Origin of the sequence: Nostoc mirabile CHAB5784 (assembly GCF_020829645.1) — a bacterium.
In the GTDB taxonomy this organism is placed as follows: Bacteria; Cyanobacteriota; Cyanobacteriia; order Cyanobacteriales; family Nostocaceae; genus Nostoc; species Nostoc mirabile.
This window is the reverse complement of the sequence record NZ_JAIVFS010000064.1, coordinates 15283-36725: the sequence shown is the minus strand read 5'-3', so window position 1 is coordinate 36725 and position 21443 is coordinate 15283. Positions and strand designations below refer to the sequence as shown.

16 protein-coding genes are annotated in these 21443 nt (G+C 43.3%); 3 read left to right on the top strand and 13 right to left on the bottom strand.

Annotation, left to right across the window (positions count from 1 at the left end):
• Positions 1 to 138 precede the first annotated feature (138 nt).
• Both LC653_RS29610 and LC653_RS29605 read right to left on the bottom strand, forming a co-directional pair.
• On the bottom strand, positions 139 to 1953 hold the full coding sequence (locus tag LC653_RS29610; protein ID WP_229498218.1) for a carotenoid oxygenase family protein: 1815 nt from the start codon (positions 1951 to 1953) through the stop codon (positions 139 to 141).
• A 115-nt stretch (positions 1954 to 2068) separates the two neighbouring features.
• Positions 2069 to 3454: an AAA-like domain-containing protein gene (locus tag LC653_RS29605; protein WP_233718638.1), complete on the bottom strand. Its 1386-nt coding sequence runs from the start codon at positions 3452 to 3454 to the stop codon at positions 2069 to 2071.
• A 1050-nt stretch (positions 3455 to 4504) separates the two neighbouring features.
• On the opposite strand from LC653_RS29605, the gene LC653_RS29600 reads away from it, so the two are divergent.
• From LC653_RS29600 to LC653_RS29590, 3 genes are all read left to right on the top strand, one after another.
• Positions 4505 to 4660 (top strand): hypothetical protein, encoded by a 156-nt coding sequence (locus LC653_RS29600; RefSeq protein WP_229498225.1) that lies wholly within the window; start codon positions 4505 to 4507, stop codon positions 4658 to 4660.
• Positions 4661 to 4682: 22 nt separating this feature from the next.
• A complete protein-coding gene (locus LC653_RS29595) occupies positions 4683 to 5087 on the top strand; it encodes a ParA family protein (protein ID WP_308189161.1) in 405 nt (134 codons plus the stop codon).
• 79 nt (positions 5088 to 5166) lie between these two features.
• Positions 5167 to 6138: a ParB/RepB/Spo0J family partition protein gene (locus LC653_RS29590; protein WP_229498217.1), complete on the top strand. Its 972-nt coding sequence runs from the start codon at positions 5167 to 5169 to the stop codon at positions 6136 to 6138.
• Positions 6139 to 6611: 473 nt separating this feature from the next.
• Here LC653_RS29590 and ssuE read toward each other — a convergent pair whose 3' ends face one another.
• The 11 genes from ssuE to LC653_RS29535 form a co-directional block, all read right to left on the bottom strand.
• Positions 6612 to 7178, bottom strand: coding sequence for an NADPH-dependent FMN reductase (ssuE, locus tag LC653_RS29585; RefSeq protein ID WP_100902127.1), 567 nt, complete (start codon positions 7176 to 7178; stop codon positions 6612 to 6614).
• The gene (locus LC653_RS29580) at positions 7175 to 7813 is read right to left on the bottom strand and encodes a beta-class carbonic anhydrase (protein ID WP_229498216.1); all 639 of its coding nucleotides are present in this window, start codon (positions 7811 to 7813) and stop codon (positions 7175 to 7177) included. The genes ssuE and LC653_RS29580 overlap by 4 nt, the downstream gene beginning before the upstream one ends.
• Before the next feature lie 27 nt (positions 7814 to 7840).
• Positions 7841 to 9001 (bottom strand): FMNH2-dependent alkanesulfonate monooxygenase, encoded by a 1161-nt coding sequence (gene ssuD / locus LC653_RS29575; RefSeq protein ID WP_229498215.1) that lies wholly within the window; start codon positions 8999 to 9001, stop codon positions 7841 to 7843.
• A 224-nt stretch (positions 9002 to 9225) separates the two neighbouring features.
• Positions 9226 to 11076 carry an ABC transporter ATP-binding protein gene (locus LC653_RS29570; protein ID WP_229498214.1) on the bottom strand — a complete coding sequence of 617 codons (1851 nt, stop codon included), beginning with the start codon at positions 11074 to 11076 and terminating at the stop codon, positions 9226 to 9228.
• A 405-nt stretch (positions 11077 to 11481) separates the two neighbouring features.
• Positions 11482 to 12531 (bottom strand): aliphatic sulfonate ABC transporter substrate-binding protein, encoded by a 1050-nt coding sequence (locus LC653_RS29565; RefSeq protein WP_229498213.1) that lies wholly within the window; start codon positions 12529 to 12531, stop codon positions 11482 to 11484.
• A 52-nt stretch (positions 12532 to 12583) separates the two neighbouring features.
• The gene (locus tag LC653_RS29560) at positions 12584 to 13582 is read right to left on the bottom strand and encodes an aldo/keto reductase (protein WP_229498212.1); all 999 of its coding nucleotides are present in this window, start codon (positions 13580 to 13582) and stop codon (positions 12584 to 12586) included.
• 67 nt (positions 13583 to 13649) lie between these two features.
• Positions 13650 to 14324, bottom strand: a complete 675-nt coding sequence (locus tag LC653_RS29555) for a class I SAM-dependent methyltransferase (RefSeq protein ID WP_229498211.1) — start codon at positions 14322 to 14324, stop codon at positions 13650 to 13652.
• 6 nt (positions 14325 to 14330) lie between these two features.
• Entirely contained in the window at positions 14331 to 14999 is a 669-nt protein-coding gene (locus LC653_RS29550; RefSeq protein WP_229498210.1) for a carboxylesterase family protein, read from the bottom strand.
• A gap of 243 nt (positions 15000 to 15242) precedes the next feature.
• Positions 15243 to 16679: an NAD(P)-binding domain-containing protein gene (locus tag LC653_RS29545; RefSeq protein ID WP_229498209.1), complete on the bottom strand. Its 1437-nt coding sequence runs from the start codon at positions 16677 to 16679 to the stop codon at positions 15243 to 15245.
• 274 nt (positions 16680 to 16953) lie between these two features.
• The gene (locus tag LC653_RS29540; RefSeq protein WP_229498208.1) at positions 16954 to 18492 is read right to left on the bottom strand and encodes an amidohydrolase family protein; all 1539 of its coding nucleotides are present in this window, start codon (positions 18490 to 18492) and stop codon (positions 16954 to 16956) included.
• A 393-nt stretch (positions 18493 to 18885) separates the two neighbouring features.
• Positions 18886 to 20250, bottom strand: a complete 1365-nt coding sequence (locus tag LC653_RS29535; protein WP_229498207.1) for an LLM class flavin-dependent oxidoreductase — start codon at positions 20248 to 20250, stop codon at positions 18886 to 18888.
• Positions 20251 to 21443 lie beyond the last annotated feature (1193 nt).

Below are 21443 nucleotides of genomic sequence, written 5' to 3'. Positions count from 1 at the left end.
TGGGTAAGTATTTTGTATCCACTCAGAGTAATCATAATAAACTACCAAAATACATTAACATCAAGTGGCAAATACAACATGGATTTTATAATGTATTTTGAGCTATTGCTTAAAATACATCATATTTTGATTTATGTTTTAATTACTACTGGTTCTTCTGCGAATGTTATCTAATGAGTCGAAGAAGAATTCGTAAGGAACTTTCGTTATACTGCGTAAAGCAGATAATAATCTATATCTTCTATAGCTATGTTTAGCAGGAATAACTTTCTCAAAATACTCTGAATGCAAGCTAAAACCAAAATGAACTCCTTCTGGTACACGAAGTTTAGCAATAGGGCCTTGACTCAGATAATCAGCAGCGAATAACCATGCTTCCAGGTAATCTGTAGGTGTCAAAATAGTGGTAAAAATATATCCCTGCTCTTGTGGAATAAATTGAATACTATTGACAACATACCCGTCAGGAAAGACATAAAAATCAAGCAATTCTTTACCTAAATGAGATATATGAGTATCAGGATTTTGTTCTTGTTCTTCCTTGATTTGTTTGGTAAGTTCTTCCCAGTTTCTATTTAAGGGAACTTTAGCTAAAACTGACGGAACATCATGTTGGGGTAGTTGTTCGTCCTTGAGAATACGATTCTGGCAATCACGAAATCCAAGGTATTGACGACGGCAAATAAAATCGCGGTGATAGCCAGTATAAACTTGATAGATGGCAGAATATCCTTCTTTAGTTAAGAATTCTCTGGGATCGGCTGTGTAGAGTGTTGTGGAAAACCATCCGGGATGGATAAAGGCTTCTTGGCTTTGACAATGAGCATCTTTGATTACTACTTTACGCAATACCCCAGGATCAAATGCAAACATCCAAGGTATACCCCACCAATCTTTACTGTAGGGTTCGCCACTAAAGTGTTTAACATCCTCCTCTTCGAGTGCATCTGTCAGGCTAATTGTTGCTTGTTGTATGGCGACGCAATGAATTTTGTCGTCAATATGATAGTAGTTGCATAAAAAGTGGTAGCTATCACCATCAAAAGTTATTAGGCGTGAGGTGATACTATCTTTATGTTCTTTTTCAATCTCTTCACCTTTATGTTCTTTTTCAATCTCTTCACGGCTGACAACATAAAGCTGGGTTTTTTGATACGGCTTAAGAGGAGGAATTTTTAGCCCTAACAGCATTGATACTCCCATTTGGAAGGGCATATCTGGGAGCATAATACATTCTTCTGTGACTATAACTGTGTGTGGAGTACCATCAAGAACCGTTCCCTTGACTTTCCAATGTTCTAATTCTCCTTTGCCATCCCAATAAGTAATGTAGACAGCACTAACCATATCAGTAAATAAATTGCCTGGTCGAAGCTCAGACTTTAATTCACAGGAAATAAGTTTTTTAATGTTAGGGTCGTACAAGGGGTGGGCTGTATTTGCTACCAAAGGAAAGAAGGCTAAGGGAACAGAAATGATATGTTCGTCAAAATATCCTATGGGTGTTATCGTTTCAAGAGTATCTGGATCTACTTCCCAGTAACGACCTGCATCTGCTGTTAAAAGCAGCCTTCCATCCATGTTCACAACAGCTGTGTTGGCAATTTCTGATACTCCTAAAGGAGTGATAACTGCCGGGAAAAAAGCTTTTGACAGATTATATATTGGTAGTTTGTTATTCCAAAAACTATCCCAAGTTCTCAGTTTATTTGCGTAGATTTTGATTTTGTCATTTTGAGCTTTGAGATCCCATTTAATAATTACACCTTCACCAGCAAATAAATGGCGGTCTTTCAGGCGGTGGAAAGGGGCAATCATAAAGACATAACCGGATAAATTATTTGGACAAGTTCCCTCAATTATTTCCGCTTCCCAGCCATTACTGTTTGTTTGAGGAGAACGTTTAAAATTTTTAATGTTAAATTTTGGAGTATTTGTTGAGTTCTCTTCCATAAATTTCACCTTTTAAGAGTTTTTATTGTCTTTTTTTTAAAAACTTGCTAATATAATTAGCTCCGGTTTTTAATAACTATGACTAATATTAAATATACTTATTATTAATCAATTATTAATTACAGGTTTCATCTGTTCTTGATTGCTGATTATTGAAATACTGCCGATATAACTGACAACTGGGTGTAGCTTTATTGGCATCTAATTTGATAAGTCCCATGCTACTTAACTTGTAAGCTAGAATTGGTTCTAATTGCACAGGTTCCGTAGAACTCATAACTGCATGAACAGCTATGAGCAATTCCAACTGTTGTTGCAGAGTTACCCAATGACGTTGTAAGTGATAGGAATAAATTCCGGTAGATGTAGGAGCAGTTTTCAATAGTTGCGCCAAAGTCATCTCTTCAAAACTTAGATGATAGATTGCCATGTGTATCAGTGCTGGATGTCCCCCAACCATAGCCATTAATTGTCGGCTTTCCTCTCCATTGCTCCAGTCAAGTCCATAACTTTGGGCTAACTGCTGCACCTGATCCAAACAGAAATCACTCAACTGAATCGGTAGACCCACATTGAAAGGCGACTGGTTAAGTTGCAGAGGAACATAAATTTCAGTGGAGTGAACGACAACCAAGCGCAGCTTTTGCCAGATGAGCAGTCTTCTGGCTTCTTCATACCACGAACGCAACATCGGTAGAAAATCTCTTGCCACTTGTGGATGTTCAAAAATCTGGTTCACTTCGTCTAAAACCAAGACTACAGGAGAGTTGATTTGCTCTAGTAAATACTTTCGGAAATATAATGAACAGCTGACTTTGCTGCCGATATCTTCATCCCAATAGTCGTCTAATCTTGGTTCAATTTGTAGTTGGCGGCTGACATTAGCACATAGCCAGCGCAAAAATAGATTCAATTCATTCAAAATTGAACTATCAATCTGTTCCAAATTAAGACTTACAGTGCGGTAGCCTTGGGAGTCAGCGTAGTTCAAAATCCTCAACAACATTGAAGTTTTACCCATTTCCTTGGGAGCTTTTATCCGTACTAAGGCTCCTGGTTTAGAAATTTCTTCATAAACTCGTGTAGAAAGGGTAGAATTTTCAATGTAAAAAGAGGAACCAAGAGGAACTGGACCACTGGGGTAGCTAGGTGACGGTTTTTGGTCGGTATCAGGAAATGAGTCCACAGAATCTTGCTTTAGAATCGTTGTTTTTAAAGGCGTACAGGTAGCATCAAGATAAGACTCCAGTAACACCCGGCAATTTTTTTTAGTAACACGACTACCGACGAGTTCGGTGAGTCGTTGGCACAATTGTGGAGCAACGACGTTAGTAAAGTAGCCAGCACTATAGCCCCTCTCTTGAGCAATTTGGTGATACGTTTGATATTGCCAAATACCTTGCATAATCAGAATTTCTGTGTAATTGAGAGGGCGAATTTGCTTTTCAAGTAGCTTGCGATTAACAATTTCAACTAAAGGTTCGAGTTCTATAGAATCCATGCACTTATCCTCTCTGCTGTTCTGCACAATAATTTATGTAATTACAAAAAAGGCTAGGATGTATATAGGATAAGCTTCATATCCTCTTAATATCCTAAATCACTCTCCAGTAATACTTTTGCTGATTATTATGTAATTTTATTAATTAATGCATTGTGCAACTTAATGTTGTTAAACCTTGATTCCTTGTGGGGTAAAGAGGAGTTTGAACGATTCCACAATAATTTAGAGAAAGTTGCACATCGCGTTAATTCTATCGCTAATTTTTTATCTTGATATTGTTAGATATAATTAGCTTAAGTTTGGTCAGATTATTACATGAAAATTGATTTACCTCCCTTCGTTTTAGTCATAGCTTTTAACCGCATTCAAGGTTTTAATGGATGAAAAAGAGTAATTTTTCGTATCTTTAATGCAAATCTTATCGCTTCCTAACACTATTTGCAAGTTATATATTATTTTATAATATTTTAAATATTTTTACCTCTAACTAGCTTTATAAATAAACCTTTATAGAGTTAACCTTTTTTAAGCATATCTTCAGAGATAATTGCTATTTTAATTTGAAAAATATTAATTTGTTTGTTTCTTTCTTTGATCTTAGCATTACCAAGCTAATTAGTTTCATAAAAATCTCATATAAAATCTCATTTAATGGCTTGAACCTTCATATAAAATCTTAGCGCTCGCTTTTAAATCTCATAAAAATCTCATATAATAAAATCTTATTTAATATTCTGCGCTTTAATAAACATACGCTGTGATACCAGGCTGAACAAAAAACTTAAAGCTTAATTGTTTTACGTAAATAACCAGGGTTAGTGCATCTCAAACCCTATTGGCAGGTGAATTCTAGCAGAGTGTTGAGTTTGGTAGAGCCGCCGCTAACACAGAAAACATATACCGGAACTTAGACAAAAATTAAGTCCAAATGAAGCCCAAACTGGCTTTATAGGCAGCAAACACGTCACGATGAATGGTCAACCAATCGTAAGGATTCAGGTGAAGGGGTATTGACAAAAGGGATGCTTAAGATAAAGTAGGCCAATCATGATCAACAACCTGCCTCAACAGCTAGACCTTGAACGCTTACGCCAGTTGCCCAAAGAAAAACTGGTGGAGATGATCATTCAGCAGGCGATCGTTAACAGAGAGTTGCTCTTATCAATCCAGGAACTGAAACAAGAGATAGAAAATCTTTGCTGACATTAACCTTGCCGCTAGTGAGATGCAACTTAGCGGTGCGATCGCCAGAGAATATCGCCTCAAAAATGCACTCTTAGATGTGCAAGATAATTACGACTTCATTCTCATTGACTGTCCCCCTTCTTTGAAGTTACTCAGTATCATCAGCCTGACTGCTGCTACTCACATTCGCGTTCCTATCCAATGTCAATTTAAGTCATTTAAGGGAACCGAACTTTTACTCAGTATGATAACCCAAGTACGCAGTCATACTAACCTCAGTTTACAATTTGCTGGATTTGTTCGCACAATGTTTGATGGTCGGACTGTCCAAGAGTCGCGTACACTTAAAGCTATAAAGAACAACTATCAGACATTGGCACTGTATACCTACCAATACCCAAAACTATTGCCTTTGCCGATGCTTCTGAGCGCCGAGTCCGACTAGCATTATTTGATAAAAACCATCCCGCCGTGGGGGTACTCTAAAAAATTGCCAATAGCATAGATAAACTTAAAGTAAAACCGTGAGTAGCAAACGTAACGAACCTTACGCTGCCATCAAAAAGCCCATCGAACTGCTGCTTGGCACTGCAACTGGGTCACAATCTGATGATCAACCCAGCGCTATTAACACAATTGCCATTGCTAAAATCAAGCTGCCTTTTTCACAACCAAGGCGCTATTTCGACGAGCACAAACTGGAAGAATTATCACGATCAATTAAAGAATTGGGTATTCTAGAACCTCTGTTAGTGCGTCCGCTCTCTGGGGGCGATTATGAATTAGTAGCGGGGGAACGACGCTACAAAGCAGCATTGATGGCTCTTTTAACTGAGGTTCCTGTAGTAGTTCGCACAATGGATGATGCGACTACATACCAAGTGCGCCTCCTTGAAAACCTGCAACGCGAAGACCTCAATCCGCTAGAAGAGACTGAAGGTATCCTTGAACTTTTGGCATTACGGTTGGTAATTAGCACGTCAGAAACCGTCAAACTACTGCAAAAAATGGAAAACGAAGCTAAAGGAAAAATTACCCGTAATGTTACGGGTAATTCTCAAACTCTACTTGTTGAGGAAGTATTTATAGCGTTAGGAGGTATGAAGTGGGATTCATTTGTTCGCAATCGCCTGCCTTTAGTCAATCTTCCTCTTGATGTGCTCTCAGTACTGCGTTCTGGAAAAATTGAGTACACCAAAGCACGAGCGATCGCTAAGGTGAAAAATGAAGAAATAAGAATTCAACTACTAGAAGATGCTATCACCTACAATCTCTCATTGAGTGAAATCAAACGGAAGATTCAAGAAATTGAGCAGAAATCGGAATCAGAGTGCTCCTCTCAAACAGAGTCAACATCTCTAAAAGACCGCGCTGATGACACACTCCGCCGCTTTAAGCAGTCTAAGGTATGGGATGACCCCAAGAAAAAAGTAAAGCTAAAGAAGCTGTTGACTCAGTTGGATGCACTGATGAAAAACGACTTCACAAATGGATGATTAATACCATTTCACTTTAATAATGATACAAATACCTTGGTAGGGGCTTGTCTTTGCCCATAGGTGTCAACTTAACGTAAAAGCTATGTCCCGCAAGGAACTGAACTTCCTTGGCTTTTAGCGGAAGTCTTCTGTTGATGACTAAATATAGCCAAAAATCTTTAGTCTACTTCAGTAGACTTTAGCTATCAGCCTTGAACTTTAGTTCGAGGCGGGTGAGGAAGCTTTCAGTTAAGCTACTTTTAGCTTAAGTTGACACCAATGGGCAATGCCATGCCCTTACGATAAATCTATATATATCAGGATTTTCGTGAATTGGTATAAGCCATATACTCTCTGTGCAATTAAAATTCAAATAAAAAATTAAATTTCTATAATAAATTTGTATTGCTCTGATTAACTTTAAAAAAAGGTAGCAGATGGGTAAAAATCACCCCTCTGCTACAAGCATGCGGAGGTATAAACTTGATTATTTAATTGGCATGAACCAATTCTTGAGGCGCTGCGGCATCATATTCTACAGCTTTAACAAATTCCTTGAGAACATCTTTGAGTCTTTGCTCAATTTCCTCATCTAACAGAACGCTGTTATCAGCTTGTCGTTGAACTTGTTTGTCTACCGCATAAATAGTAGCTAGGATATGCCGCGCTCCTAATTCAGATAACACAGGTTTTAGGGCATATTCAATTGCCAATAAGTGAGCGATCGTCCCACCAAGGGCAATTGGTAACACAGGTTTACCTGTCAATGATTTTTGTGGCAGCAAATCTAGAAATGTTTTTAGCACTCCTGTGTAAGCAGCTTTGTAAATTGGGGTGGCAATAATCACACCATCTGCCTTTGCTAATAAAGCTTTTGGCTGTTCTAAAGCTTGGCTCTCGTAACGTCCAAAAACTAAATCTTCAGCAGGCAAATCCCGAACTGAAATAATGTCTACATGCAAGCCTTCTTGTTGTAAAAGCTTGGCAGTGTATTCGACAACACCATAAGTTCTAGATGGATGGGTTGGACTACCAGCGATCGCTAAAATATTTGTCATTCAATTAAACTCCCAATTTCTAAAATGGGTTCAGTATGTTTTGTGGTTTTGGTCTTCATAGCTGATGCTGTGTTGACCTGATCACTCAGACGTTTGTAGGGACGGCGCAAACTCATACTCTCTACTTCCCAGATGTAGCCATGAATAACTACATCCTGGGGAATTAAAGCAGAATTACGCAGCAATTCTACCTGCTGTGTGCAGATTTCATCCACATCGGTAAACGTTTTGATCCATTTGGAAAAAACGCCTTTTGGTAGCTTCAACTCTGGCAAAGCAGGATCGACACTAACTTGATCCACGTCAATACCTTGATTTCGCAATACCTCACTGAGAAAGTCTCCTGATGCTGTCATCATGCCACATTCGGTATGATTAATAACGATGATTTCTTTGGTGCCAAAAAACTGTGTAGTTAACATTGCTGACCGGATAGCATCATCCGTCACTAAGCCCCCAGCATTACGGAAAATATGAGCATCTCCTTCACCAATTCCTAATGCTTTTTCCACAGGTAAACGTTCGTCCATGCACGCCAGCACCCACAAGCGTTTATTGTTAGGTATCCCCAACTGACGACGCAATGCCCACGCTTCTTTTTCTGAGATTTTTTGGTCAATTTGTTGGTGCAACATGGCTGGTAATCTTCTAGTTCTTAATTACTAGGATATAGACGTTGCTCTTTTTGGATGCTGTTGCTTAGGGAAATCTTCATTTGCCACAATCTCGCCAAATGGACTTAAGACATGTTGCTTCTCCACTACGGGCAAATTTTCTAATGGCAGATGAGGAAATAGAAGTTCTGCAACTCGATAAGCTTCTTCTAGATGGGGATAGCCAGAGAGAATAAAGGACTCAATACCCAAAGAAGCGTATTCCAATATCCTGGCAGCTACGGTTTGGGGATCGCCTACTAAGGCCGTTCCCGCACCACCCCGCACCAAACCAACTCCCGCCCATAGGTTCGGGCTAATCTCTAATGCCTCACGATTACCGTGGTGTAGTTGAGTCATCCGCCGTTGCCCAACTGAGTCCATCCGGGCATAAGCTTTTTGGGCTTTAGCCATCGCCTCATCATCTACATACTTAATCAATTGATTCGCCGCATCCCAGGCTTCACTCTCAGTTTCGCGCACAATCACATGTAGGCGAATCCCAAACCGCAAAGTTCGCCCTTCTGATAAAGCAAGTCTCCGAACTGATGCAATCTTCTCAGCTACTTGCGCCGGTGGTTCACCCCAAGTTAGATAGACATCTACGTGCTTGGCAGCAATTTTTTGAGCAACGCCAGAGGAACCGCCAAACCACAAGGGAGGATATGGCTTCTGGACGGGTGGAAACAGCAGTTTACCATCTTGGATGTTGAGATAGTCGCCCTGAAGATTAGCTTGTTCACCACTAGCGATCGCTCGCCATACTGTCAAAAATTCATCTGTTAATTCATAGCGCTGATCATGATCCAAATGCAAGCCATCTCCTGCTAACTCTACGGGATCGCCACCTGTCACGACATTAATCAGCAAGCGTCCTCCAGAGAGTCGATCAAAAGTCGCCGCCATCCGCGCTGCTACTCCAGGTGATACCAAGCCGGGACGAATCGCTACCAAAAAACGCATCTGTCGCGTCAATGATACCAGCGTTGACGCTACAATCCAAGCATCTTCGCAAGAGCGACCCGTGGGCAGCAATGCCCCTGTATAACCAAGGTCATCCACCGCTTGGGCAATCTGCCGCAGATAAGGAAAGCTTACTGCCCGTCCGCCTGTTGCAGTTGCAAGGTAACGTCCGTCGCCGTGGGTTGGGATGAACCATAGTAGCTGCATGAGTCCTGTCCTTTTAAACTACGGCAATTCGATAGAATTACCGCTCTTTATTTATAGCTTTCAGAGTATCACATATTCTACTTAACCAAGCAAGAAGTTTTTCATAAAACTCCGGTATCTCTATCAAGCTACGAGTTTAGAAGCAGCAGGCAGAGGTAGAAACTGTTTATATATGATTTGGAATCCTAAGTCATACTTGTAAAGAAAGAGAAAATTACTCGAAACTATCCTGTTTGCAGTTCAGAGGCATTTTGATTATTGGCTTCTACAGGTAAGAATCCACCTGCCTGCATTTTCCATAACCTGTAGTAAGCACCACGGCGTGCCAGCAGTTTGGTATGAGTGCCATCTTCGATAATGCGCCCTTGGTCAAATACCAAAATGCGGTCTAGATGGGCAATAGTAGAAAGTCGATGAGCTACCACGATGACCGTTTTTCCATTCATCGCTGAATCTAAAGTATCTTGGATGGCTTTTTCGGTGATGGAATCGAGGCTGGAGGTAGCTTCATCTAGAATCAGGATCGGTGCATCTTTGAGAATTACCCGTGCGATCGCAATTCGCTGTCTCTGTCCTCCAGAAAGTTTGATACCACGTTCGCCCACCAAAGAATCATACCCTTCCTTAATCTGAGCGATAAAATCGTGAGCGTAGGCCTGGCGTGCTGCCTCGATCACTTCCTCGTCGGTGGCATCCAGTCGTCCATAACGAATATTTTCTATTAATGTCCGATGGAACAGAGACGGATCTTGAGGAATCAAGCTGATCTGGGCGTGTAGCGCATCTTGCGTCATGTCTCGAATATCCACCCCATCAATGAAAATCTGTCCCGATTGGGGGTCGAATTGACGCAAAATCAGATTCACGAAACTGGATTTCCCAGAGCCAGAAAAGCCAACCAGTCCAACACGCTGGCCTGGTTGGATGGTGATAGACAGGTTGTCGAATACTTTTTTCTCAAGGGAGTAGCTAAAATTCACTTGCCGAAACTCGATCTTACCTTGGGTGATTGAGTGGGCGATCGCACTATCACGATTAATGATCTCGTGGGGTTGAACAATAGTGAAGACACCATTGGCAATATTGCCGATATGTTCAAAAAATTCTAGAAACCGTTTACTTAAATTGCGGGCTTCACTGATGATTAACAGTGACAGACTGGTTGCTACGACGAAATCCGCAGTAGCGATCTTTCCCTGACTCCAAAGTGAGAGCGAGTAATACAAAGTGCCAATTTTCAGGACTGCTGCTGAGATAAACTGAAACCAGCGGATTCGCTCCGAGTACCAGTTGGATTTTCTCACCTCTTTGAGTTCGTCCCTTAATTGCTCATTCAAATAGCTTCGTTCAAAACCCAGGCGAGCAAACAGTCGGCTACTGGTGAGATTTGTTACCGCATCTACAATGATGCCCGTTGTCTCACTTCTTGCTGCTGCGGCTTTTCGGGAGTAAATTCGGCAGCGAGTTGCCAGCCAAAACGAAATACTGATGAAGAGAACTGCCCACACCCCCACGAATCCAGCAAGTGGAGGATAGACGCGATACAGTAATATCGTGGTGACAGTATACACGATGATTACTGGCATAAATTCAGTAATCAGCATTTGCATCGTCTGAGTCACACCCAGAGAAGTTTCGCTAATCCGATGTGCCAATGCCCCGGAAAAACTGCTGCTCAGATAGCGATGCGAATGGTGCTGTAAGTATGCATATAGCGATCGGACGATGTGCTGTCGGTGGATCGGATGGAGGATAGTCTGCAAAAGTCCAGCCGCTCGCCCGAATATCACTTCACCCACACTCAAGGCGGTGAAAAGCATCAGGGGTTGGCTCATGGCATCAAAAATGAGTTTGCTGTCGCCCGCCCGTCGCGTCACACCCCGGATGATCTCGCCAATGGCATAAGGCAACATGATGCCGCAGGTTGCGTGTATTACCTCCAGAATCACCATTGTCACGTACCACCACCGAAAATGACTGACAAAATGACAAATGAACCTGAATGGACTATCAGGCAAGTTGGGCGCATCAGCAGCACGTTGAAAGTATTGGGATTTTCTGGATTTTTTCGTCATCAAAGTCGCTCTTCTAGCATCTTATACCAATTCGTAATTCGTTTTGCTGAGTAAACCAAGTTTTAGAATCTTTCTCCCTTTCTCTCTGTGTCGCGCCAGTTGCTTCTCCCTTGGCGCTAGCCTCTCCCTTTGGGATTCGGGGAGACGCGCAAGGGGGACAAGTCTCTTAACCGCACTGGCTTCTCTGTGCCTCTGGGGTACCCTGCAAGAAGCCCTTCGGGTTCGGGGGTGACGCTCGTTGCGCTAAAGCGTCTCCCCTTGGGAGAAGACTCGCTAACGCTGCGCTATCGCAAGACGCTCCTTTGTCGCTAACGCTGCGCTAACGACGGGAACCGCCAAGACTGCGACTCCCTCACCGCTTTGCGTCTACGTTATTTAACCCCGCATAGTTGTCTTGGCAGACTACTAGACCATAATTTCTGGCGGTGTGATTGCAGCATACAAATCAGGCGGAAGTAACGCATCCTGAATGTTGATTTTCTTCGGTATGACACCCTCTTGAAAGAATAAATCTGCTACACGCTGTTGTTCCGCTATCAGTGCAGGACTTAGGCCTCTACGCCCTGCGAAAGTGCGACGAGACATTACCTTGTCGGCTACATCTTCATCGAGCTTTTGTGTTGTGATCATCAATTTTTTTACTTCATCTCGATTCGCCTCTGCCCACTTATCAAGGGCATGAAGTTCTTCAATGATAATTTTGAGCAAGCCAGGGTTTTCTTCGGCAAACTTCCTCTCAGCAATATAGTAGCCCCCAGGAGAATCTAGCCCCACAGAATCTCTGAGGACACGAATTCGACCCATTTTTTGCGCGATCGCATAGTGCGGATCTCCTGTCATCCAAACGGGAATTCTCCCTTCGAGAAACGCACCCCGCGCCTCGATAGTCGCCATACTTTTGATTTTGATATCCTTGATTGTCAAGCCGATTGACTGCAAAGCTCTAAGAATAAAATAGTGCGATGCCGATCCTTTTTGAAAATAAACTTCTTGCCCCTTGATATCCTCAAATTTCTGAAGTGGAGATTCTGGAGGTACAGCAATCACACTACTTGTTCCTGTTCTTTCGGTTCTTTGTGTACCAATGACATAAACCAGGTCTGAACCAGCGACTTGGGCAAAAATTGGTGGCGTTTCTCCTACTGAGCCTACGTCAACTCTTTTCGCAGCCATGCCTTCCATGAGTTGAGGCCCTTGGACAAATTGCGCCCATTCCACCTTGATCCCCAGTGGCTCCAAGCGTTTCTCTAAAACTTGGCGATTTCTGAACAGATCCCCTGCACTTTGATAACCCATGCGGAGAACTTTAGTTTTTATACCAAGAGAAATTGAATTGCCACTAGTACCTGCTACATTCTGTTGGCTTTGTTGGCTACAACTTCCCAACAAATATGCCATAGAAAAACCGCCCAGACTAGATGTAGCAACATTTAGAAAACGACGGCGTTTAATCATAGTTGTTTGATAGATGAAATAGTTTGGATTGGAAAGGTTAAAATTTGCACAACTAACGCAGAGAATCTCCCCTGCGATATTCGGCGGTGATGTCGTCTAGCTTTTGTTTCAAATTGTCGTCGAGTTTTAGTTCTACAGCCTTGAGGGTGTCAGTCAGTTGTTCTGGACGACTAGCACCAATAATAGGGGCAGTAATAATCGGATTAGCCAGCACCCAAGCCACCGCTAGGGTAGTGAGTGACAATCCAGCCAAATCCGCCACTGTACGTAATTCCTCGACAGTATTGAATTCGCCATCGCGCCAGTATCGTTCTTGATAACGTTCTGCCGCAGCACCCAGAGTAAAACGAGTCCCGGCGGTGGGGCCTTGAGTGAGACTGTGTTTGCCAGTGAGTAGACCGCCAGCTAAGGGATTGTAAGGAATTACACCTAGTCCTTCTTCTTTCGCCAAGGGCAAAAGTTCTCGCTCAATTTCACGGAATAACAGGTTGTAGCGGGGCTGAATCGAAACAAAGCGAGTTAAATTCCGCACATCGGCGCGACCCAAAGCGCGGGCGAGCCGATAAGCTAAGAAGTTGGAAACCCCTATATAGCGAACCTTACCAGCACGAACTACTGTATCTAAAGCTTCTAAGGTTTCATCAAGAGGGGTTGAGGCATCGTCAGAATGCAATTGGTACAGGTCAACATAATCCGTTCCCAGTCGTCTGAGGGAAGCATCGATCGCATCCAAAATGTGTTTGCGCGAAGCACCCTGATCCCAAGGTGCAGGGCCAACCTTACCTACAGCCTTGGTAGCCAAAATAAAATGTTCGCGTTTGCCTTTGAGCCAGCGCCCAATAATTTCTTCGGTACTTCCAGCAGTAGCAAGCCCACCCCCAAGGGGATAAACGTCGGCTGTATCGAGAAAGTTGATTCCAGCATCGGCGGCGGTGTCAAGGATTTGTCTGGAAGTTTCTTCATCTGTCTGCAATCCGAAAGTCATTGTACCGAGACAGAGACGGGAAACGGTCAATCCAGTTTGACCGAGTTTAGTTGTTGGTAATGTCATCAAGATTTTCGTCGTTGTTGATTAAGAATTTAGAAGCTGAGTTTTTTCGTTACAGATTGCAAGCAGACTAATCTGGCTGTATTGCCTTACCCCACCAAACTCTTTTAAACAGCTTGCCCGTTTGCTCATGCAATATTTCGTAATGTTTTAACTCTACATCTTTCCAATCAGATAAGAGGTCTAGCAAATATTCTTGAGAGAAAAAGTGCATAGTTTGTCCGTGACGTTCTAGAAAGTAATTTGGCTCTATTTCGCGCATGGGTGGGTGACGTTCTGCCCGAACTAAAGCATCTTCTGTAGAATTAACGTGGAAAACAAACAATCCGTTGGGGCGTATTATTCGGTGAATTTCTTTAAACAATTCGCGTGTAATCCGATCTGAAAACATGTGGATGGCAACATTGGACATGACAGCATCAAAGGTTGCTTTATTAAAAGGCAAAGGTTTTGCCATGTCGGCAACTACAAACTGTGCGTCCAGTCCTAACTTTTCTGACTTCTCACGTCCTTGTCGTACTGCTTCATCTGAAAAATCCAGACCAATTACTGTAAAACCTTGTTGTACAAGACGTAACACGTCGTTTCCTGTACCGCAACCAAGGTCAAGCACGGTTTTAACTTTAGCAGCATTAAGGAACGGAAGGTGAACCTTCGTCCATTGGTTTCCCCAATCTAAATCAGTGCTAGTATCCTTTAATTTAGTGAAGAATTGATTCCAGTGATCAGATGATGCGTAAGACATAAGGTGTCAGACAACTAGGGGTATATTGCGACGGCTCTGTGAAATCAGCCATTGTTGCAATTTCGGGTCACTGTACACTTCATCGGCAATAAAATGATCGCCTTCCGGCAGTACAGTAAAATCTACTGTTCCCCCCAGTCCGCGCAAGGTAGCGACAATCTCCTGCGTATCTTCAATCGGTAGTTTTTCGTCCTTTCCACCTTGGAATATTTGGATAGGAATATCCTTAAGGGCAGCTAGTTGGCTTGCTTCTAATGTTTTGGGTACACGACCAGACACTGCTACCAGACCAGCGAAGCGCCTAGGATGAGAAGCAGCGATATGCCATGCCCCAGCCGTACCTAAGCTGAACCCAGATAAAATTATACGGGACGGATCGATGGGTTGGGAGGCGATGAGATCATCGAGCAAAGCAATCACATCCAACTCTCGGTCTACCCAGGTTTGTCCTTCAGGCAACTGGGGGGCGGCAAAGACATAAGGTAAGGAGCTGGACGAATCCACAAAACGAGGTAGACCCCATTTCAGCAGCACATTTATATCTGTACCGCGATCGCGCGCTCCATGTAGAAATAACACCAAGGGCGCGGGTTGGTTAATATTGTCTGAGATAGGCGAGAGGAGATAAGGTAAGGAACCATTACTGGTGTTAAACGAGCGGTGTTCGACAGACATAGTTGTGACTCCTAAAGTTTGGGGAAATTTGGGGATTGGGGAGTATAGATAAATTTTTGATTTTGCTGAGTAAACCAAGTTTTAGAATCTTTCTCTCTGTGTCGCGCCAGGTGCTACAACGGGGGGAACCCCCGCAACGCACTGGCTTCTCTGTGCCTCTGCGGTTCGTTATTTAAGTAAGAAGGAAAAAAGAGAAATAAAAGTTGATTCACCAAGCATTCTTGTCTTAACAGACTACTAGATTCAACTAACTGGCACTTTCTGTTTCCATACTGCATCTGCATACAGCGAGGTATCGAAGTCTGGTGCAACGTTGTCGCTAGTAATGCGGGCTTCATGTAGCGCCCAATCAGCAAAGAACAAATCATGGCTAATACGTCCTACCACTGCTGGTACGTCGCGCCGGATGCTGGGTATGTCACCAATTGGCAGTCCGAAGCTGACGAAGCCAGACGGGTTGAAAACATGGATATCCTTCAGGTAAGGTGCGCTACCTAGGACTTTTTCTTGGTATTCATGGGCGCTACCAAGATAAGGATAAACACTTAATTCTTCATCGCCCTGGTCAGATGGTGGTTCGTAGCGATCGCTCCACTGGGCAATATGATGGGCAAAGTCGGCAAGTTCAGGCCGCGCCGCCGGATCAACAAAGTAGCCAGTACCAGCGATCGCAAAATCGAACTCGAAAACATCGTCGTTCACCTGCGCGAAGATGCGGCCGTCTTGCTCGTGTGCTGATCTCCAAGTTGCGGATAGGTGCAGGTGGAAGTTCGGGAATGCGATCGCCCGTTCAATTGCGTCGGTTGGTGGTGTGGAGCCGAACTGACGATAACGCAAAGCCTGGAACCAGCGATCGGCATCAGGTATTTGGTAATAGTTGTTGTAAGCACCAGGATAACCACGCACACGAATTACTGGTAGTGATGCGATCTCTGACCGTCGTGAGAACAAGTGTACTGCTTTAGCTCCCGATTCCAGAGCTACCCCAGCAGCATCGAAGGCCGAAGCCGCAGCACCCAGCACCGCTACAGTTTTGCCTCGCAGCGCATCAAAGTCGATGGCATCGGCGGTATGTGCGTATAAAATGCGTGGTAAAGTAGCCAACACTGAAGGCACGTATGGGCCACCAGCACCGACAAAACCATTGCCCAGAATAATTTTGCGGGTAGTTTCCACCTGGGGGATACCGTTCACTTCTAGATGCAAGCGAAAGAAACCGTTAGCAGGCTCAATCCGCACCAGCTTCGTTTGGTAACGCACTGGAATTTCTAGAAACTGCCGATACCAACTGAGGTATTCAGCCCAAAGCAAGCGAGGAATACGGTCAATCGCCGCGTAAGCCTCAGCACCGTGTCGCGCCTCATACCAAGCCTGAAATGACAACGCCTGAATACCCAGTTCCGGCCCTGGCAGATTCTTGGGCGTGCGTAGCTTGTTCATCCGCGCCTGATTTAGCCATACACCAGCATGGGCTTCATCTTCAGCCTCATCGATAATTGTCACCCGGCCGATACCAGCCCGTCGCAGTGCAAAGGCAAAGGTAATACCTGTACCACTACCACCAACTATCGTTACATTGTGGTCAATATCAGCATGGTCGGGTACCCAGTTATCAGGATAGGGGCCGAGTAGGCGTAGCGCCTCACGCGCACCAAAATTAGGGTCAGTTGTTGTTGTCATGTCAATCTTCTAGGGTAAAACGCGTGTACTGAAGAAGGGGATGTAGAGGAGCAAGGAAGTTATTCCCTGATCTCCTCCTAATCTCTAGCCTTGTCAAGGTGACCTATGAAATTTAGTGATCAAATTTCTGCTTTTCTCTCTGTGTTCTCTGTGCTTAATAAGGTTAAATAAATTATTTTTTCACCGCAGAGGCGCAGAGAACACAGAGTTAAGAAGTTAAAGAGAATTTCTTGACCAAAATTTTTACCCACCTTTACAGGGCTATCCTAATTTTTTACGCCGTTACCAAACTCTTATCAGCTTGTGGAGATTCGATGTTAGCTACCTTAGATTCAACCGCCGTACCCTTGAAGAAGTCGGGATTAGCTTGAGTATAAAACTTGTAAGGATTATTGAATACATAAGCCTTAAAGTCCGCTTCAGAAATCACACCTTCTTGTACCAAATCCCAGCTTTCTGCTAATGGGTCGGTTAAATCTGGCACATCCCAGTGACCAACATCTGAGGAATAAATGGCGTTGATTTTCACACCCAAGGGATTGGCTTTGTCGTTGAATGCTGCTGCTATAGTGCGATCGTCAGACTCGGAACCAAAGAAGAAACTATTTACCCAGCGATCGCGGATATCTTCAATTGTTTCAATCCCAGCTGCGGCAAAATCTTCTAGTTCGCTACCAACGGGTGAACGGCTATGACGGTTGAAGGAAGAACCCAAGACACTCTTTGTTAGTTCCTCTTTATTCAGAGGATGTGCTTGCAGGAATTCGCTACCAAAACGCTCAAACAACACGAACAACTCATCAGCATTGGTGAGTTCTGGGTTGTAGTTTTGCAGTCCCTTCAGATTGCGCTTGGAGAAACGATCTACTAAATGAATGTAGACGTGAGCGCCCCAATCTGCACCACCTTCGAGCATACCTACGCGTAACTGTGGGAAACGTTTGGTAACACCACCAAAGAACAGTGCTTTGGCAAATGCTTGTGAGCCATCGCCAAAGTGACCGATATGGTTGTTCATGTAGTTGCTGATGGAGGAGCGTCCAGTCCAACCTTGACTGCCGTAATGGGTAGTAATGGGTACACCTAATTCAACTGCTTTTGCCCAGAATGGATCGTAGTCGTATTCACTATCCAATCCGTAAAAGTCAATGTAAGAGGCATACTTAGCGATTTCAGGGTATTGATCTGCTGGATATTTATCAGCGATCGCCTTAATTGGCCGTTTCACGCCACCAGGAATGTTTGCCACCTTCAGCCCTAGTGTTTTCACTGCAAATTCTAGCTCCTCAACGGCTTCTTGAGGATTACCCATCGGGATACCAGCTACAGGTGTCAGGCGATCGCTATATTTCCGATACAAGTCAGCATGATAGTGATTGACTGCGCGTTGTAGTGCTTGACGATTCTCTTTACTTGCTCCAGCCGGTGCAAGAACATTATTCGGAAACAGTACCGAATAATCTGACCCCTGCTCCGCCTGACGCTCATAGAATAGTTCTGGCAAAGTGTAAGTAGCGAGATCCAAAGTGTTACGGGTAACTCTCGCCCACCAAGGCGATCGAATTGTGCGGTTGTACTGGCGTTCTTCTGGAGTTTGTTGATACCAGTCTTTACCATTGCTCTTGGAATTGAGACGAGAATCTTCCGCCTTGCGTAATTCATCTACGAGTTTCGAGCCACCGTATTTAGCAATGTAATCCTCAAGCGCCGGAGTGAAATCATTAGTGTGAACATCAGTGTCAATTATCGGATAATTGAGGTTTGCTTTGATTGCGGCGGAACGAGAAGTTTTCAATCTGCTATATTCAGTCATGTTTTTTCCTTGAATAAATGACAAAAGTAGTGCTGAGAAATGAGTTATGAGTGCTGAGTACAACTACGCATCTGAATGTTACTTGGTAATTTATTGGATTGAAAGCCCAATAAAACCCTAAAATTGATAAGCGATTTATCGCATCTGGATAACTCAGCTAAGACAATTCAACGGAAAGAACCCATAACGTGCTGGCTCCCGCAGGAGTGTCTACAGCACTCGAAACTCACTACTCTTTTAATCAGGACTTACGCTTTTTGTTTGTAGTAAGGACTTTAGTCCTAATTTTGTTCAAGTAGCGTTTGCAAGAGAAGACTAAAGTCCTCTCTTTGAGACGCTATGCGAACACTACGAACTCAAAAGAATATGCGGCGTTGCGTAAGCCCTATTAATTTACGCCAACACCAATCTCTCATTCACTTGTTTAGCGGCAAATTGATTACTTGGACGACGCAGCCCCAGGTTTTCCCTCAAGGTGCTACCTTCGTATTCAGTACGGAACAGTCCGCGTTTCTGGAGGATGGGAACGACTAGGTTAACGAAGTCATCTAATCCTGTGGGCAGGATTGGTGGCATGATATTAAAACCATCTGCTGCACCATTGTTGAACCATCCCTCTAACTGGTCAGCAATGCTTTCGGGAGTACCAAGGATAGTACGATGACCTCTGGCGGTAGCAAGAGCGAGATATAACTGGCGCAGCGTCAGAGTGCCACGAGTAGCTAAATCCTTGACTAATTTCAGACGACTCTTATTATTATTTGTATCACTCGGTAGTTCGGGAGCTACATCATCTAAAGAATATTTCGACAGATCCACACCTTTGTAATAGTTGTTTAAAATACCCCAAGCTACATCAGCATGAATCAACGATTGCAGAAATTCGTATTTCTCTTGGGCTTCTTCTTCAGTCCGGCCAATGATTGGGAAAGCCCCAGGCATGATTTTCAGATCGTCTGGAGAGCGTCCATATTTCGCCAACCTACCTTTGACATCAGCATAAAATTCTTGAGCATCGACTAGAGTTTGATTGGCAGTGAAAATCACCTCAGCAGTACGCGCAGCTAAATCTCGTCCAGCTTCCGATGCTCCAGCCTGCACAATCACCGGATAACCTTGAGGTGGACGACCAACATTCAAAGGGCCTTTGACAGAAAAATGTTTACCCTTGTGGTTGAGTGTATGTAGTTTATTCTGGTCGAAATAGATACCAGATTCTCTGTCACGGATGAAAGCATCGTCTTCCCAACTATCCCACAGTCCTTTGACCACTTCCACAAACTCTTGGGCACGTTCATAACGTTGGCTATGTTCTGGGTGATGCTCAAGACCAAAATTAAGTGCAGCATTCTCGTTACCCGTGGTGACTACATTCCACCCCGCTCGGCCTTTACTCAAGTGATCCAGCGAGGCAAACTTACGTGCCAGGGTGTAAGGTTCTTCATAAGTAGTCGAGGCGGTGGAAATGAAGCCAATGTTTTGGGTTACAGAGGACAAGGCCGAAAAGAGTGTGACTGGCTCGAAATGGACAAGTTTACCATTGCGTTTTTGAGTTTCTGGAGCGCCACCCCAAACTCCTGGACTGTCGGCTAGAAAAACTGCATCGAACAAGCCGCGTTGGGCAGTCTGGGTAATTTCTTTGTAATGCTCAAAATTGAATCCAGCGTCTATCTGTGCATCTGGATGTCGCCAGGCAGAAACATGATGTCCAGTGGCTTGAATGAATGCACCTAAACGAAACTTGCGTGTTTTACTCATCTGCTAGTAATGCTTCTTTGATATCAGCTTCAAATGCTTCGGCTTTATCGCCATAGAAAATTTTCAAATGAAAGTCTACTTTACTGACTCATTGACTCATTGACTTTTACTTAGCCAATTGCTACAGGTCGGAGAACCCGCCCACGGTGCTGTCTCCCCAACGCAGTGGCTTCAGGGGGAAGCCGCAAAAGCGTCTACAGCACTCAGCACTTTCAAACTAGACGGTCATGTGATAAATCACACAAAGAGTGCATGAAAATATTTCTTTGCCCAGTCATCCGTCATCAGTCCCTATTTTCAAGTCAGTCAGCCAGTAAATGAAATGCTGGAGTGTATCCCTCACAAAATACTATAACTTGATTGATTTACCGTATTTTACTCTTTAACAAAGCTTTTCATACTTACAAGAAAAATGCAAGTGCTGCTTAACACAACTTTGCTAATAATGTCTTTAAATACACCTCTAAAGTGGCTTGCTTTTTAATGCATTTTATGATTTTAAACAGAGTTGATATTAAACTACTAAAGCTCGATAGTTTTTTAGTAGTTTGCTGACAAAGTTCTCAGAACATCGCACTGTGAGCCTTTCTTGCCTCATCTGTAATCTTTTAACACCATTTAGTCTTTGCCAAAAGCTGTTCGGAAACCAGAATTCAGAATCGATTAAATAATTCGTAATTCGTAATTCGTAATTCGTAATTAAGTTTTGTAATGGGAATTTAACCCCAACACAAAACTTGCTTTTTTATTGAACCGGGGACTTAAACCCACGGAACTAGTTAAAAAAGAATAATTGTCAACCAACACTTATCAGGCACTGGTACAGAATTCAGGGGAAATTCTGACTTCTAAGTTCTTCTTCATCAAAAAACCTCTGTAAAGCAATCTATATGAGAAATATCAGTAGATCGAAAACTTTTGTAAGTTGACGAAATAATCAGGGTTTCAGCCGACATTTTGGGGCTGATGATCGCGATCGCTTGCACTGCACTCTTAACCCACCAACAACACCCGTTCCTTGAAAAGCAGACTCTAACAGGATTGCGACAAATTGTGTTCCTAAACTTAAATGAACAGCTGGTAAGGGTTCTGGAAAACTTTTCGATCTACTGAATATGGTAATGCAGCACATCACGATGCATTTGTACAGTGCGTAAGTCCTAAATTAACATTTTTGAGGGGTCTAAGTCCCT